This is a genomic window from Streptomyces caniscabiei (genome assembly GCF_014930365.1).
Classification (GTDB): domain Bacteria; phylum Actinomycetota; class Actinomycetes; order Streptomycetales; family Streptomycetaceae; genus Streptomyces; species Streptomyces caniscabiei.
Map to the genome: position 1 here is coordinate 26,606 of NZ_JABXWI010000010.1, position 13,793 is coordinate 40,398.

Annotated in this window: 13 protein-coding genes; 5 read left to right on the forward strand and 8 right to left on the reverse strand. The window is 72.8% G+C overall.

What is annotated here, in order from left to right:
- The first annotated feature begins 74 nt into the window (after positions 1 to 74).
- The 3 genes from HW837_RS26405 (at position 75) to HW837_RS26415 (ending at position 2,669) form a co-directional block, all read left to right on the forward strand.
- A complete protein-coding gene (locus HW837_RS26405) occupies positions 75 to 578 on the forward strand; it encodes an ATP-binding protein (RefSeq protein ID WP_045563249.1) in 504 nt (167 codons plus the stop codon).
- Positions 579 to 696: 118 nt separating this feature from the next.
- On the forward strand, positions 697 to 1,920 hold the full coding sequence (locus HW837_RS26410) for a YncE family protein (protein ID WP_193382186.1): 1,224 nt from the start codon (positions 697 to 699) through the stop codon (positions 1,918 to 1,920).
- A 125-nt stretch (positions 1,921 to 2,045) separates the two neighbouring features.
- Positions 2,046 to 2,669 carry an ADP-ribosyltransferase gene (locus HW837_RS26415; RefSeq protein WP_193382187.1) on the forward strand — a complete coding sequence of 208 codons (624 nt, stop codon included), beginning with the start codon at positions 2,046 to 2,048 and terminating at the stop codon, positions 2,667 to 2,669.
- A gap of 28 nt (positions 2,670 to 2,697) precedes the next feature.
- Here HW837_RS26415 and HW837_RS26420 read toward each other — a convergent pair whose 3' ends face one another.
- A complete protein-coding gene (locus tag HW837_RS26420; RefSeq protein WP_193382188.1) occupies positions 2,698 to 3,348 on the reverse strand; it encodes a GNAT family N-acetyltransferase in 651 nt (216 codons plus the stop codon).
- 240 nt (positions 3,349 to 3,588) lie between these two features.
- Between HW837_RS26420 and HW837_RS26430 the strand changes: the two genes are divergently transcribed.
- Both HW837_RS26430 and HW837_RS26435 read left to right on the forward strand, forming a co-directional pair.
- On the forward strand, positions 3,589 to 3,801 hold the full coding sequence (locus HW837_RS26430) for an EF-hand domain-containing protein (RefSeq protein WP_045563253.1): 213 nt from the start codon (positions 3,589 to 3,591) through the stop codon (positions 3,799 to 3,801).
- A 117-nt stretch (positions 3,802 to 3,918) separates the two neighbouring features.
- A complete protein-coding gene (locus HW837_RS26435; RefSeq protein ID WP_390623562.1) occupies positions 3,919 to 4,617 on the forward strand; it encodes an NADPH-dependent F420 reductase in 699 nt (232 codons plus the stop codon).
- 27 nt (positions 4,618 to 4,644) lie between these two features.
- Here the strand turns inward: HW837_RS26435 and HW837_RS26440 are convergent, their stop codons facing one another.
- The 7 genes from HW837_RS26440 to HW837_RS26470 all read right to left on the reverse strand — a co-directional run bounded on the left by HW837_RS26440 (position 4,645) and on the right by HW837_RS26470 (position 13,787).
- Entirely contained in the window at positions 4,645 to 5,199 is a 555-nt protein-coding gene (locus HW837_RS26440; protein ID WP_045563255.1) for a glycoside hydrolase family 25 protein, read from the reverse strand.
- A 26-nt stretch (positions 5,200 to 5,225) separates the two neighbouring features.
- Positions 5,226 to 6,599 (reverse strand): McrC family protein, encoded by a 1,374-nt coding sequence (locus HW837_RS26445; protein ID WP_078853978.1) that lies wholly within the window; start codon positions 6,597 to 6,599, stop codon positions 5,226 to 5,228.
- Positions 6,596 to 8,794 (reverse strand): McrB family protein, encoded by a 2,199-nt coding sequence (locus HW837_RS26450; RefSeq protein WP_193382672.1) that lies wholly within the window; start codon positions 8,792 to 8,794, stop codon positions 6,596 to 6,598. The genes HW837_RS26445 and HW837_RS26450 overlap by 4 nt, the downstream gene beginning before the upstream one ends.
- Positions 8,795 to 9,081: 287 nt before the next feature.
- Positions 9,082 to 10,692: an NADase-type glycan-binding domain-containing protein gene (locus HW837_RS26455; protein WP_193383460.1), complete on the reverse strand. Its 1,611-nt coding sequence runs from the start codon at positions 10,690 to 10,692 to the stop codon at positions 9,082 to 9,084.
- Complete coding sequence (locus HW837_RS26460) at positions 10,689 to 11,246, reverse strand: phage tail protein (protein ID WP_045563258.1); 558 nt, start codon at positions 11,244 to 11,246, stop codon at positions 10,689 to 10,691. Before HW837_RS26460 ends, HW837_RS26455 begins: the two co-directional genes overlap by 4 nt.
- A gap of 112 nt (positions 11,247 to 11,358) precedes the next feature.
- The gene (locus HW837_RS26465) at positions 11,359 to 13,317 is read right to left on the reverse strand and encodes a putative baseplate assembly protein (RefSeq protein ID WP_086786155.1); all 1,959 of its coding nucleotides are present in this window, start codon (positions 13,315 to 13,317) and stop codon (positions 11,359 to 11,361) included.
- Positions 13,317 to 13,787, reverse strand: a complete 471-nt coding sequence (locus HW837_RS26470; RefSeq protein ID WP_060883216.1) for a GPW/gp25 family protein — start codon at positions 13,785 to 13,787, stop codon at positions 13,317 to 13,319. Before HW837_RS26470 ends, HW837_RS26465 begins: the two co-directional genes overlap by 1 nt.
- Between the last annotated feature and the right edge of the window lie 6 nt (positions 13,788 to 13,793).

Here is a 13,793-nt window from a genome sequence, read left to right on the forward strand (position 1 = left end):
GGAATGGTTGGTTCCGGGGGTTGTATTCCTGCGGAACGGCCCCGCGGGGGGCTCTGGGCGGCCATGATGGGGGCATGGCGGGGCTGGAGGGTATCGAACAGCCGCGGCGGCACGGGAGTGCGACCGCGGCGCGTTGGTCACCTGCGATCGAGGACGAACGGGCGCAGAAGGCACTGGAGTTGTTCGGCAACCCCACCGAGGGAGAGGTTCCGCTCCCGTCCCGTCCCGAATCCGCGGCCACCGCGCGGCGGCTCGCCCAGGTCGTCGTCCTGCGCCAGTGGCGCCTGTCGCCGAAGATGACCGAGGACGCGGTCTTACTCGTCTCCGAACTCGTGGGCAACGCCGTGCGGCACACCGGCGCCCGCGTCTTCGGACTCCGTATGCGCCGCCGACCGGGCTGGATCCGCGTCGAAGTCCGCGATCCCTCGCGCGGGCTGCCCTGTCTGATCCCGGTCCAGGAGATGGACATCAGCGGACGCGGCCTGTTCCTGGTCGACAAACTCTCCGATCGATGGGGCGTGGACCTGCTGCCGCGAGGCAAGACGACCTGGTTCGAGATGCGGGTCGCGGACCGCTAGAGCCCCTCCGCCGGACCTCCGCGCGGACCCGTGCCGCGCCTCCGCCGGACCTCCGCGCGCACCTCCGTCGATCGGGCGAATCGCCGGTATTCGGGGCGAACCTTCCTATAAAGGTCGCGTGACCACGCCCCGCACCCCCCTCAAGCAGCGCACCCTCGTGCAGCGCGCCCTTCTCGCGGCCGCCGTCCTCGCCGCCGTGGCCGCGTGCGGCTCCGAGGCCGGGACCACCGAGCAGGAGCAGCGCGCCCGAGCCGACCGGGCCGCCGAGGCCGAGGCCGCCGAGCGGAAGAAGAAACAGCGGCCGGCGGTCCGGGGGCTGCGCGGCATGCCGCCCGTGCTCGACCCCGAGGACGTCTACGCCGCCGACCGCCCGAACCGGCTCTCCCCGGTGGTCAAGGACTTCCCGTCCCGGGTGTACGTCCCGAACAGCGAGTCCGACACGGTCTCCGTCATCGACCCGGAGACGTACAAGATCATCGAGACGATCCCGGTGGGCCGCCAGCCCCAGCACGTCGTGCCCTCCTGGGATCTGAAGACCCTGTGGGTCAACAACAACCGGGGCCACACCCTCACCCCCATCGACCCGAGGACCGGCAAGGCGGGCAAGCCGGTCGAGGTGCACGACCCGTACAACCTGTACTTCACCCCCGACGGCAAGTACGCCGTCGTCATGGCCTCCCTCGACCGCGAACTCGTCTTCCGCGACCCGCACACCATGAAGCGGATCAGGACCGAGCCCGTGTCCTGCTACGGCGTCAACCACGCCGACTTCTCGCTCGACGGCACGTACTTCATCGTGTCCTGCGAGTTCAGCGGCGAACTGCTCAAGGTCGACACCGCGAGGATGAAGGTGATCGGGCAGCTGAAGCTGCCGTTCGAGGGGGCCATGCCACAGGACGTGAAGATCTCACCGGACGGCAAGCGGTTCTACATCGCCGACATGATGGCCGACGGCATGTGGGTCCTCGACGGCGACACGTTCGACGAGCCGAAGCTGCTGCCCACCGGCAAGGGCACCCACGGCCTCTACGTCGGCCGGGACTCCCGCGAGATGTACGTCTCCAACCGCGGCGAGGGCACCGTCTCGGTCTTCGACTTCACCCAGGACAAGCTGACCGAGAAGTGGCACCTGCCCGACGGGGGCAGTCCCGACATGGGCGGTGTCTCCGCCGACGGCAAGGTCCTGTGGCTCTCCGGCCGCTACGACTCCGAGGTGTACGCCATCGACACCCGCACCGGGAAGCAGCTCGCCCGCGTCCCCGTCGGCAGCGGCCCGCACGGCCTCGCGGTGTACCCGCAGCCCGGCCGCTACTCCCTCGGGCACACGGGCGTCTTCCGGTGACGACAGGCGACTCGCGGTCTCACCCCGGCACCTACCGGTGACACAGGACAACCGGGCGGGCTGACACGCCTCCGTACGAGTGAGGGTCCCCGGCCCGGTGCCGCACAGCCGAGATCGTGCTTCGCATGATCACTTCTCGTGTGCGGCGCCGGGCCGCCGCCGTCGTCCTGTCCCTCTCCGCCGTCCTCGTGACCTCCGCCGCGACCGCCCCGGCACAGTCGTCCGCCTCGACGCCCGCCGCCGCGTCCGCGCGGGCCGCCGCCCCCACCTGCCCCCGGTTCGAGGACCCGGTGCACGCCGCCGTCGACCGCCGTGTGGACGTCGAGCGCATCACCCCCGAGCCGGTCTGGCGCACGACCTGCGGCACGCTCTACCGCAGCGACAGCCGGGGCCCGGCCGTCGTCTTCGAGCAGGGCTTCCACCCCAGGGACGTCATCGACGGGCAGTACGACATCGAACAGTACGTCCTGGTCAACCAGCCCTCGCCGTACGTCTCCACGACCTACGACCACGACCTGTACAAGACCTGGTACAAGTCCGGCTACAACTACTACATCGACGCCCCCGGCGGCGTCGACGTCAACAGGACCATCGGTGACCAGCACAAATGGGCCGACCAGGTCGAGGTCGCCTTCCCCGGCGGCATCAGGACGGAGTTCATCATCGGCGTCTGCCCGGTCGACAAGAAGACCAAGACCGAGAAGATGAGCGAGTGCGTGAGCAACCCGCGCTACGAGCCCTGGCACTGACACGGCCGCCCCGCCGGCCCCCGCGCGGTCACCGGCCTCCGCGCGGCTGTCGGGGGATGAGGAGGATCTCCGAGCCCACCGGCCGGTAGCCCGCCGACTGGAACGCCCGCACGCTGCGGGCGTTCCCCGGTGCGATCTGCGCCCACAGCGGCTCGGCGACGAGATGGCGTGCGGCGCGCACCAGCGCCCGGCCCAGCCCCCGCTGCCGTGCGTCCTCGTCCACCTCGACCGAGACCTCCAGCCGCCCGGCGATCCCCCGGCCCGTCGTCAGGACGCCGCCGTCCACCGTCCAGACCCGTACGTCGTCACGGCGCAGCCGCGCGTACGCGACCCGGGGGTGCCCGGGGTCCTCGATCTCCCGCAGCGGGAGCGGCGGTTCGCCCGGCAGGGGCGAGGCGACCAGCATCGCGTCGATCGTCTCGGACGTACGGCCCGTCCGCTCCATGAGGGCCGCGAGGAAGCGCGGGTTCATGCTGGCGGACAGCGCGTCGCACTCCGTCGCCGCGAGGCTCTCGCGCACCCACCGCGGGTCCTCGTCCGTGAACACGACGGAGTGCGCCGTGAAACACAGGACCCCTGCGTCCCGGGGGGAGTGCTGGGCGACGACCGTCGTACCGCCGTCCGCCGGCGGGAAGACTCCCGCGGCCGCCGCGTCCAGAATGTCCCGCAAGCTCTCCATCGCCGCCGTGCTCCTTGAGTCTCCACCCGCTGGAAGGCCCAGACTCCCAGACATGATCGAACGGTTCTGGGAGCCGGCCGCGCTGGTGCGGGGCCTGGAGCCGCTGTCGGCGCACGCCGAGGAGTTCGCGTGGGTGGTCGCCGCACTGCGTGCTCGGGAGGCCGGTTAATCTGACCTGCGTCAGTAGGACTGTCGGCAGGACTGCCCGGAAGTGGCAGAGCACCAAGAAGGGGCGGATCGGTGGCGGACATCGAGGCAGCGCGCAAGGAGTTCCAGCGGATCGACGCGGACGGTGACGGGTTCATCACCGCCGCCGAGTTCAAGACCGCCCTGGCCCAGGAAGGCGACTGGAACGTCACCGAGTCCGTGGCGGAGGTCATCATCCGCACCCGCGACCTCAACGGCGACAAGCTCCTGTCGTTCGACGAGTTCTGGGCCCACCTGAACAAGTGAGCCGAGCGGCCGAGGGGCGTTCTCCGTCATGTGCGACGGGGGCGCCCCTTCGTCGTGCCGGGGCGGGGGGATGGTGGAGGGGGAATAGCGAAGAACGGACGGGGGTTGAGCCCAGCAATACATGCGTATGCATCAAAATTAAGGTGGCCTGACATGAAGATCGGCATCATCGGCGCGGGCAACATCGGCGGCAACCTCACCCGACGGCTCACCGCCCTCGGCCACGACGTCTCCGTCGCCAACTCCCGGGGCCCGCAGACCCTCACCGCACTGGCCGAGGAGACGGGCGCGACCCCCGTCCCGGTGGAGGAGGCGGCGCGCGGCGCCGAGGTCGTGGTGGTCACGGTCCCGCTGAAGGCGGTCCCGGACCTGCCGTCCGGCCTCCTGGCCGAGGCGGCCGACGGTGTCGCCGTCATCGACACCAACAACTACTACCCCCAGCAGCGCGACGGCAGGATCGCCGCCATCGAGGACGACGGCCTCACCGAGAGCCGCTGGATCGAACAGCAGCTGGGCCACACGGTCGTCAAGGCCTTCAACGGCACCTACGCCCAGGACATCCTCGACCGCCACCGCCCCGCCGGAGCCCCCGACCGCATGGCCCTCCCCGTCGCCGCCGACGACGAGGCGGCCAAGAAGAAGATCCGCTCCCTCATCGACGAACTCGGCTTCGACACCGTCGACGCCGGCGGCCTCGACGACTCCTGGCGCCAGCAGCCCGACACCCCCGTCTACGGCCTCCAGGCCGGAACCGAGGCAGTGACCAAGGCCCTCGCCGAGGCATCCCGGGAACGGACACCGGACTTCCGGGGCTAGTCCACCACCACGGACCGGCGGGGCCCGTCAGCCGCCGGCCCACTCCCGCAGGGCGGCGCGGGTCGGGAAGTCCGCCACGTTCTTGTCCAGGGGGTTGTCGGTGTACTGGTGGAAGCGCCACTTGGCCTTGATGCGGGGTTTGCCCGCGGTGACGTAGTCGGCGATCCAGAGGCCGTCGGCGGCGTAGGACGTGGCGTCGACGGTCAGCCAGTAGTGGCGGTTGCAGTAGAGGATCACCCGGTGGTTCGGGCGGAGCTTCTTCAGGGTGCGCAGGAAGCGGTCCTTCTCGGCGTTGGTGGCGTGGGTGCCCTCGCCCGTCGTCTCCCAGTCGACGGCCAGGATGTCACCCGCCCGCTCCGGCGCCTTGCTGACGAAGTACTCGGCTTGGGCGGTCAGGTTGCCCGGCCAGAGGAAGTGGTAGAAGCCGACGACCAGGCCCGCCTCGCGGGCGGTCCTGGTCTGGGCGGCGAGCTTGGGGTTGGTGTACGAGCGCCCCTCGGTGGCCTTGACGAAGACGAAGGAGAGGCCGGTGGTGTCGTACGAGGAGGGCTGGTAGGAGCTGACGTCGATGCCGCGCAGCATGGGGTCTCCGGGAGGGGTGGGGGGAGTCAGTCGGGTGCGGGGGCGGTGGCGGTCCGCCCCGGGGCGACGCGTTCACCGGCGATCTGTTCACCGGCGATGCGTTCGGCCAGGGTCGTGACGTCCGCGAGGAGCGTGGCGGGCGGCACGGCGAGGTCGAGGGTGTGGGCGGTGACGGTGATGCCGGACCGGCGGACGACGTGCGGCGCGGGGCCGAGGCCGGCGGCGGGGGTGGCGGCCGCGTAGATCAGGTGGCCGTGGGGGAGGCCGAGGGCCGTGCAGTAGGCGAGCAGCTGGTAGAGGTGGGACGTGGGCGGGGCGGCGGGGGTGACGTACGCGTACTTCGCGTCCGCCACCGAGACGGGCCGGCCGCCCCGGTAGAGGACCAGGTCCGGGCGGAACGGGACACGGGCGGCCTCGTCCAGCCGGTGGTGCGTCTCCTGCGCGGCGCAGCGCACACCGTGGCGGGCGAGGGCCGCGGTGAGGGTCACGGTCAGGAACCGTTCGAAGACCGCCGGCATGTCCAGCAGGAAGCCGTCGGTGGGGAGTGGGGTCCCGCCCTCCGGCGCGACAGAACGGTGGCTGAGGAGCAGTTCCGCCAGGCGGAGCGCCGGGGCGTAACGGGCGTTGAGCCGGGTCGGGGTCCAGCGGGGGAGCGGTGCGCCCGGGTGGAGGAGGCGGACCCCGCGCAGGTGGTCGCCGAGGTGGCGCAGGGCGAAGCGGGTGCGGGCGGGCACACCCGGCAGCCGGGCGGCCAGCCGGAGGGCGGCCAGGAGCAGACGGTTCTCCGCGATGTCCGGGGTGTGGTCGTCGTAGCGGACGGCCACCGGGAGGGGCAGGCCCACGCGGCGGAGCTGGTCCGCCGTCCGGACCCGGCCCCGGATCAGCGGGAGGTCCTCCTCGACCGTGCGATAGCCGTGCAGGACGCCGGACTCCAGGGTGCGGCGCGCGACCCGGGCCAGGAGGTCCGCGAGGGCGGGCAGCAGTTCGTCCGCCGTCGCCGCGGTGACCTGCTCCCGTTCGGCGTGCCAGGGGTCGGTGGGCGAGTGGGAGAGCATGAACAGCAGGTCACGGACCGGGAGTTTGGGCCGCAGCAGCAGTTCGATCGCCTCGCCCGCCGGAGTGCGCAGCCGGACCAGGCCCACCTTCTGTTTCCCCGCCACCCGCCAGCGACCGCCGGGGGCCGGGGTCAGCCGTACGGCACCGGGGGCCGACAGCAGCCCCGCGACCTGGTCGGCCGTCAGCTCCCGCACGGCGCCGGGCCCGGTCTCGTCGACGGTGAGCCGGAGGGAGGGAGCGGCGGCCTTTCCGGCTCCCGCTCTCGCCCCGGGTCCGGTTCCCGCCGCTCCGGCTCCCGCCCCGGCTCCGGCTCCCGCTCCGCCTCCGGGGAGCGCCGTCGTCATGAGCCCAGCGCCGCGCGCAGGGCGGCCAGACCGTACTCCTCCTCGACGTTCACCCCCGTGCCGTACTCCTGGTCCTCCAGCAGAGGCAGGATCTGGGTGCGCCAGATCAGGTCGAGCACCTCGGGGCGGTCCGCGCCGGGCTTCATCAGGTACGACGGGCCGATGGCGCGGTCCGCGTCGCCGAGGCGGCGGTTGAGCTCGTCCAGCAGGCGGGCGGGCAGCTCCGACAGCTTGTGGTGGCGCAGCCAGCGGTCCAGGAGGCCGTGCACCGGGGGCCGTTCGGGGGAGAGCCGGCGGAAGGCGAAGCGGCGGCGCATCGCCGCGTCGACGAGGGCGATCGACCGGTCCGCCGTGTTCATCGTGCCGACCAGGAACAGATTGCCCGGCAGATGGAACGGGTCGTGCGGGCTGTACTGGGTGGTGACCGGCTCGTCGCGGTACTCCAGCAGGAAGTACAGCTCACCGAAGACCTTCGCCAGGTTGGCCCGGTTGATCTCGTCGACGATCAGGACGTACGGGTTGGCCGGGTCCTTCCGCGCCCGCTCGGCCAGCAGTTTCAACGGGCCCGGGACGACGTCGAACACCACCGAGCCCGAGCCGCCCGCCGCGCCCTCGCCGGGTACCGGGCGGAAGCCCTCGAAGAAGTCCTCGTAGGTGTAGGAGGGGTGGAACTGGACGAGCTCCACCCGGTCCGGTCCCGCCAGATGCCTGGCCAGGGCCCGGGCCAGATAGGTCTTGCCGGTACCGGGCGGTCCGTGGAACACGAGCTGGCGCTGCTCCTGGAGCTGCTGGGCGGTCTCCGCCAGCCAGGGCAGGGGCATGAACAGCTGGTCGGCCAAATCCTGTGTCACGGGCGGCAGTTCGAGGGGCTTGGTGACATCGGCCGTGATCAGCGGTTCGGCGACGCTGCCCTCCAGGTTGGCCCGTTCCGCGAGTTCCGCGGCCACGCTGCTGATGTCGTACACCGTGGGGGGCCGGGTCAGACGGCTCTGCACGGCCTGGGGCAGCTCCGCGCGCCTCAGCGGCCGTTCGGCGGTGGCCCAGCGCACCGGCAGCCGCCGCGCGTTGTCGAGGCCGTCCGAGGTGTCGTACACCGCCGGGCCCTCGACCGTACCGACGTGGACCTCGTCCGCGGTCACGGTGGCCACCAGGTCGCCGGGCTGTATCAGCGTGAGGAAGGCGTGCAGTTGGTACACGGACTGTCCGCGCGACTGGGTGCCGTCGTCGGGGAGTCCGTCCAGCACGGTCCGCTGGATCTCCTGCTTGGCCGTGCCCGCCGGGATGTCCGGCAGCTCCTTCCAGGACACCGAGCAGTAGCCCCGCTCCAGCCAGTCCGGCACGAAGTTGCGTCCGTCGACGTTGAAGCCGCGCACCAGCCAGCCCCGCTGCTCGTGCTCGACGGCGGTGTGCCGCCACCGGCCCACCCAGGGGTCGGCGTAGAACCACACCCGCTCCCCGCTGCGCGCGTCCAGGACCCTGCGCAGCTCCAGCAGGTCGCGGTCGTCGTCGCCGGTGACCTCCGGCAGTTCGTCGGTGAACGCCTTGACGATCTCCTGCTTGTGGTGGGCGCTGGCGATCGGCTGGAAGACGTCGGGGAAGAGGCAGTACAGCAGGACGTGGATCTGCGCGCGGCCCTTCTTGTGGCCCACGGAGCGCTGGACGTCCAGGCACTCCTCGCGGAACCGCCACGGGTCGCGCAGCACGGCCGCGCGCTCGGCGTGGGGCAGGCCCGCGAGCCGTTCCACCAGCAGGACCAGGATCTGGAACTGCGCCCAGCGGTAGTTGAGGAAGCCCTGGCCGCCGTTGAGGAACCCCGTCAGGCCCCGCTCCATGTGTTCCGGGGTCGCCAGACGGTCGAGGCCGGCCCAGGAGACGACCTCGCCGAGGATCTGGAGCTTCTTCCTGAGGCCGATCTGCTCGGGCTTCAGCGGGGCCATGTTCACGAAGAGCAGTTCGGCCGCCAGGACGATCGTGGCGGCCGGTGCGCCGTCGAGCTGGCGGCTCAGCTTGACCAGGAACGTGTCCGACGACTGGTCCGGCCGGTCCACGAAACGGGCGCGCAGATCCGATGCCGTCGCCTCGGTCCAGGCGTCCGTCTCCGGCGCGAACGCCGACTTCCCGCTCAGCAGCCCGTCATGGAAGACGCGCCGCACCTCCGCCACGACCTCGGCACCCACCGGCTGGTCCGCTCCCATGCCCACCGCCCGCCCCTCTCACGTCCGAAGTGCCCACCCTAGGAGGGGCCTTGGCGATCGTCACGTGACGGGGCGGGCGGCTAGGGCCTGTCGTTTGGATCACGCCTGGGCCGCGGGGCGTGGCACGCGCATCTGCCGCGTTGTCGTCAGTCCCCAACGCTCCGCGTTGACTCCCTCCTCCGCCTTGCAGCTGCACGCGCCACGCCCCGCTCACCAGCAGCTATCAGGAGCCGTCGCCCGCAGTCGGCATGATCCAAACGACAGGCCCTAGGTGGCCGCGCCGGGTCTCAGCTGGTGCCGCCCGAGCGGCCGAAGAACTCGATCTCGGCTATCGCGACCTGCTTCTTGGCGTCGGCGCCGTAGGCGGAGAGGACGGTGAAGCGGACGGTCTCCGCCTCGCCGACCCGGAACTTGCGGCGCTGGCCGCCGGCGCTCTGGTCGAGGACGAGGGTCTTGGTGGAGACCGAACCGTCGGCTGCGGTGATCTTCGCCTCGATACGGTGCGGGCGCGCCGACTCCGCACGCTGGTCCGCGTTCTTGGAGACGCCCGGGGTGATGACCACGTCGAGCAGCCGCGTCGGCTCCTCGAAGCGGGCCTCGATCCACTCGCCCTCGCCGGACTGGGTGACACCCGGACCCCACCACGTGTTGCTGTAGGTGTCGAAGGCCAGCTGCGGCTTGTGGCCGGGGAACGAACGGGACGCCTTGAAGCTGTCCGGGACGACCGACGCGCGCTTGGCGAAGTGGTCACGGGTCGCCTGGTAGGCGTCGTCGGCCTGGAAGGCGAGGGTGACGATCAGGGTCAGGACGAGGGCGCCGACCAGCCAGCTGAGGATCTGGCCGAAGCCGCGGCGCAGCCGGGGGCGGTCGCCCGCCCACGGGGTCTCGGTGTTGCGGCCGGTCAGCACCCGGCGCCACCACGGCAGCCGGGCCGGTGCCTCCGTACGGCCGGCCATCGGCATCGCGCAGCGTGCGCAGAAGTGCCGGTCGGGCCGGGTGGGGGTCCCGCACCACGGGCAGGGCACACCGCCCTCGGTGCCGAACTCCGGCTGCGGGGCGCGGACTTGAGGGCGCTGCACATCGGGGCGGCCCGGCAGCACGGGGGCGACGGCCGGCTCCGCGGGCGCGCGGGGCTCGGGGTCGGCCACCGGGACCAGGAGGGACCTGGCCCGGTCGGCGGCGGAGGGCGCGGGAGCGGCGGGCGCCGGGGAGGGGTGCGTGGGGAGGGGGGTGGTGGGGTCCTCGTCGCCGGGGTGGGGGTGGGGGGCCGCCACCGGGTGGGCCTGGGCCTGGGGCTGGACCGGGGGCTGGATCTGGGGTTGGGGCTGGGTCCGGGCCTCGGGAGCGGCGGGAGCGGCGGGGGTCGCCGGGGCGGTCGCGTGGTGGGCGGTGGCGGGGGAGGGTGCGTCCGGGTGAGCCGTCGTGCCGGGGTCCGGGTCGCGTACGCCGGTGGCGGCGGCCGGGGCCGTACCCGCCGGGGCCGTTCCAGCCTGGGCCGTGTCGTGTGCGGTGCGGGCCGTGCCGGTTCCGGCGCCCGGGTGGGCGAAGGCGTCCCAGCCGGGTTCGCCGCCGGTGGCGGGGCGGTCGGCGCCCGCCGGGGTCGGCGTGGTGGCCGCCGCGGCAGCCGGCGCCGGCGCGGGAGCTGGGGCTTCGGGGCTCGGGTGGCCGGGGCCGGGCGCGACCGCGGGGGCGGGGCGGTTCGGGGGCGCGTCCGGCGTGCGGGTGCCGTCGGCCGGGGCGTCGCCCGTCGCGGGCGCGGCCTCGCTCCTGGCGGCGCCGGTGCCGGACCAGCCGAGTACCGCGCCGCAGGCGTCGCAGAAGGACTGGCCGGGCTCCCCGCGGGTTCCGCATTCGGCGCAGCTCTGGGCCTGGCCGGTGCCGGGGGTCGGGCTGGTCATCTCTCGGGGATCCTTTCGGCGGCGGTCACCTGGACCGTGTACGGCATGTGGGCGGGGCGGGCGGCGGCGACGAGGCTGTCCAGCCGGTGTTCGTCCGCCGGGGTGGGGTCGGGCAGGCGCAGGGCCACGTGCAGGCGCGGGCGGGGTTCGCCCGGGACCGGGCCGAGGGGGCGGGCGTCCCAGGTGGCGGCGCCGCTCTCGGTGATCTCCGGGGTCACGCCGAAGACCAGACGCACCGCCTCGGACAGGCCGCGCCGGGTGCCGCGCACCCGGTGCAGGTACGCGGCGGCGGCGACCGCGGCGCGCAGGCGGTCCTCCGGCTCCGTGCCGTCCGTCTCGGCGCCGACCCAGCCGGCGAGCCACTGGGTGAAGTCCACGGGGGCGAGGGACGGCGTGAAGTAGGAGTCCAGGCAGTCGAGGACGGAGAGGATCGGGGCGAGGACGTCGTCGAGGCCGCCGATGAAGCGTTGGGCGAGGTCGTCGTCGGCGAACACGGCGGGGAGCATGGTGGCGATGGGGTGCGAGGAGCCGAGGCCGTCTATGGAGCCCCTCATGATGGGCCGCCCAGTAGCTCGGGGGGTGCTGTCGTAAGGCGGCTGCGGGTAGTTCGTGGTTGCTCGCGCAGTTCCCCGCGCCCCTGACGGGGCTGCGCCCCGTTGAAGGACCTCACTGCTTGTCCCCGATCACGCGGACCCGGTGGTCGAAGCTGAACACCAGGGACGGGGGTGAGAGGTCGATGCGGTTGGTGGGGTCGCCGCGTTTGCCGGTGAGGGGGTCGGCGGGGTGGAGCTGGACGTCGTCGACGAGTTCGACGCCGGGGACGCGCTGGAGGACGGCGAAGACCTCGCCGGACTGGACGGGGCGGCCGAAGGGCCAGCCCCGGCCGTCGGCGCCGCCGGTCAGCGGGTCGAGGTGGCGGTAGAGCGCGTCGTGGGCCTGACGACGGACGCGGTCGGTGTCCACGCCCCGGAAGGCGTGCAGCGTGGCGACGACCGTGATGCCCTGGTAGAAGGGCGGGCCGACGGCCAACCGCGTCCCGATCAGGCGGCGTTCGTCCAGGTGGCGGGTGATACGGCGCAACAGGGCATCCCCGGGGACGAGTTGCTCGAAGCGGAGTCGGCCGCCCGGGTCCGGCACCGCCTGGGGCACCACCAACACCCGTACCGCGTACGCCCCGTGATCGCCCTCCTCGCCCTCCAGGCAGGTGATGCGGGCGGTCTCGGGGGCCGCGCGGCGGGCGAGTTCCTCGTAGTCGCGCAGGGTCACCGCGCGTTCCTGGGCGCGCAGGGTGATCGGCGCCCGGACCTTCGCCTCCTCCACGGTCTCCGCGTCGACACCGCCGCGTGCGGCCTCCCGGTTGACGACCTCGGAGACGTACGGCACGGAGGTGCGCAGCACCCGGATGGCGCCCCGGGCGACGTTGCCGGCCCTGCCCCCGCCGGTGCGGTAGCGCACGGCCCGGATGACGGCGCCCTTGGGCGCGACGGCCCCGTACTGGCGCAGGCTCCCGTCGGGCTCCCGCACCGCCGGGCCGAAGGCGATCTCGCCGGTGGCCGAGTCCAGGGTGATGTGGCGGTCGTAGGAGGTGGACGCGGCGAAGGACGGGACGACGTCCCAGTCGGTCCAGCCGTCGTGCTCGGCGGTCTGGAGCAGCACGGGCGGGGTGTCGCCGACCACGGGGAAGTGCGCGAGGCGCAGCCGCTGGCCGGGCAGGCCGGTGGACTCGCCGAGCGCCTCGTCGTACACGGTCTCCGCGTGGACGACGGTGGTGGTGCCGCCGATGGTGAAGGCCTCGGCGGCGCGGACGGTCGGCGAGGTGGTGTAGAAGGGCTGGCCGGGCAGGGGTTCGGTGACCCGGCAGCGCAGCCAGCCGGCCTCCTGGCCGCCGGTGCGGGACAGGGTGTGCCCGCCGGGCATGTGCAGGACGACCTCGCCCGGACGGTTCAGGCCGCCCGTGCCGTCGCGGTCGACCTCGCAGGCGGTCCAGCCGTCCTCGGTCCACGCCTCCCAGACCAGCGGCGGCTGGCGGGGGTCCACGCCGACACCGTCGACCACGCTGTCCAGTTCCAGCACGACGGCGCAGTGCGGCACGGCGGCCGTCAGCCCGAACAGCATGCAGTCGCCGGGCCGCGGGGACTCGGCGAAGCACATCAGGTCCTTGCCCTCGGCGAGGTCGGAGGTCCGGTCGGCCACCGGCTCACCGGGGCGCTGGGTCACCAGATTCCGCAACGCGCAGGGGACGACGTCCAGTTCGCGCTCGGTGGTGAAGACCACCGCCTCCTCGCTCTCGGTGCGCACGGTCGCCACCTCGGTGCCCACCGGCAGCGGTACCGGCTCCTCCTGCGGCGCCGACAGCCAGAACGTCACGTCCGTACGGGCGGCCGAGGGCGGGAACAGGGTGATGCCCACCAGGTCCAGGAACGCCAGATGGTTCTTCTCCGGCACCCGGTTGAGCCGGTAGACGATCTGGTCCGCCATGTGGGCGACCGTCTCCACCAGGGTGACGCCGGGGTCGGAGACGTTGTGGTCGGTCCACTCCGGGGCCCGCTGCTGGATGTAGCGCTTGGCGTCGTCGACGAACTGCTGGAAGCGGCGGTCGTCGAGGTTCGGGGAGGGCAGGGCCATCAGCGGTCGCTTTCAGGACGGTCGGGAAAGTCGGGACGGTCGGAGCCCTCGGAACCCCCGGGGGCCAGGTCCGGCTCGTCGTGGGAGGGGATGACGTAGAACGGGAAGACCAGGCTGCGCGGGTTGTTGGTGCCGCGGATCGCGTAGCGGACGTCGATGAAGAGGACGCCCTGGTCGGCGCCCGCCGTCACCTCGACGTCGGTCACCTCGATCCGCGGCTCCCAGCGGTCGAGGCTCGCGTACACCTCGTGCTGGATCCGGCCTGCGGTGGCCTCGTTGACCGGCGCGAACACCAGGTCGTGGATGGCGCAGCCGAACTCCGGGCGCATCGGCCGCTCGCCCGGCGCGGTGGCCAGGACGAGCCGGATGGCCTCCTCGACCTCGCGCTCCCCGCTGACCAGGGCGATGCCCCCGGTGGGCCCGATGCGCAGCGGGAACGCCCAGCCGGATCCGACGAACTGCTCGGCCATCAGCGG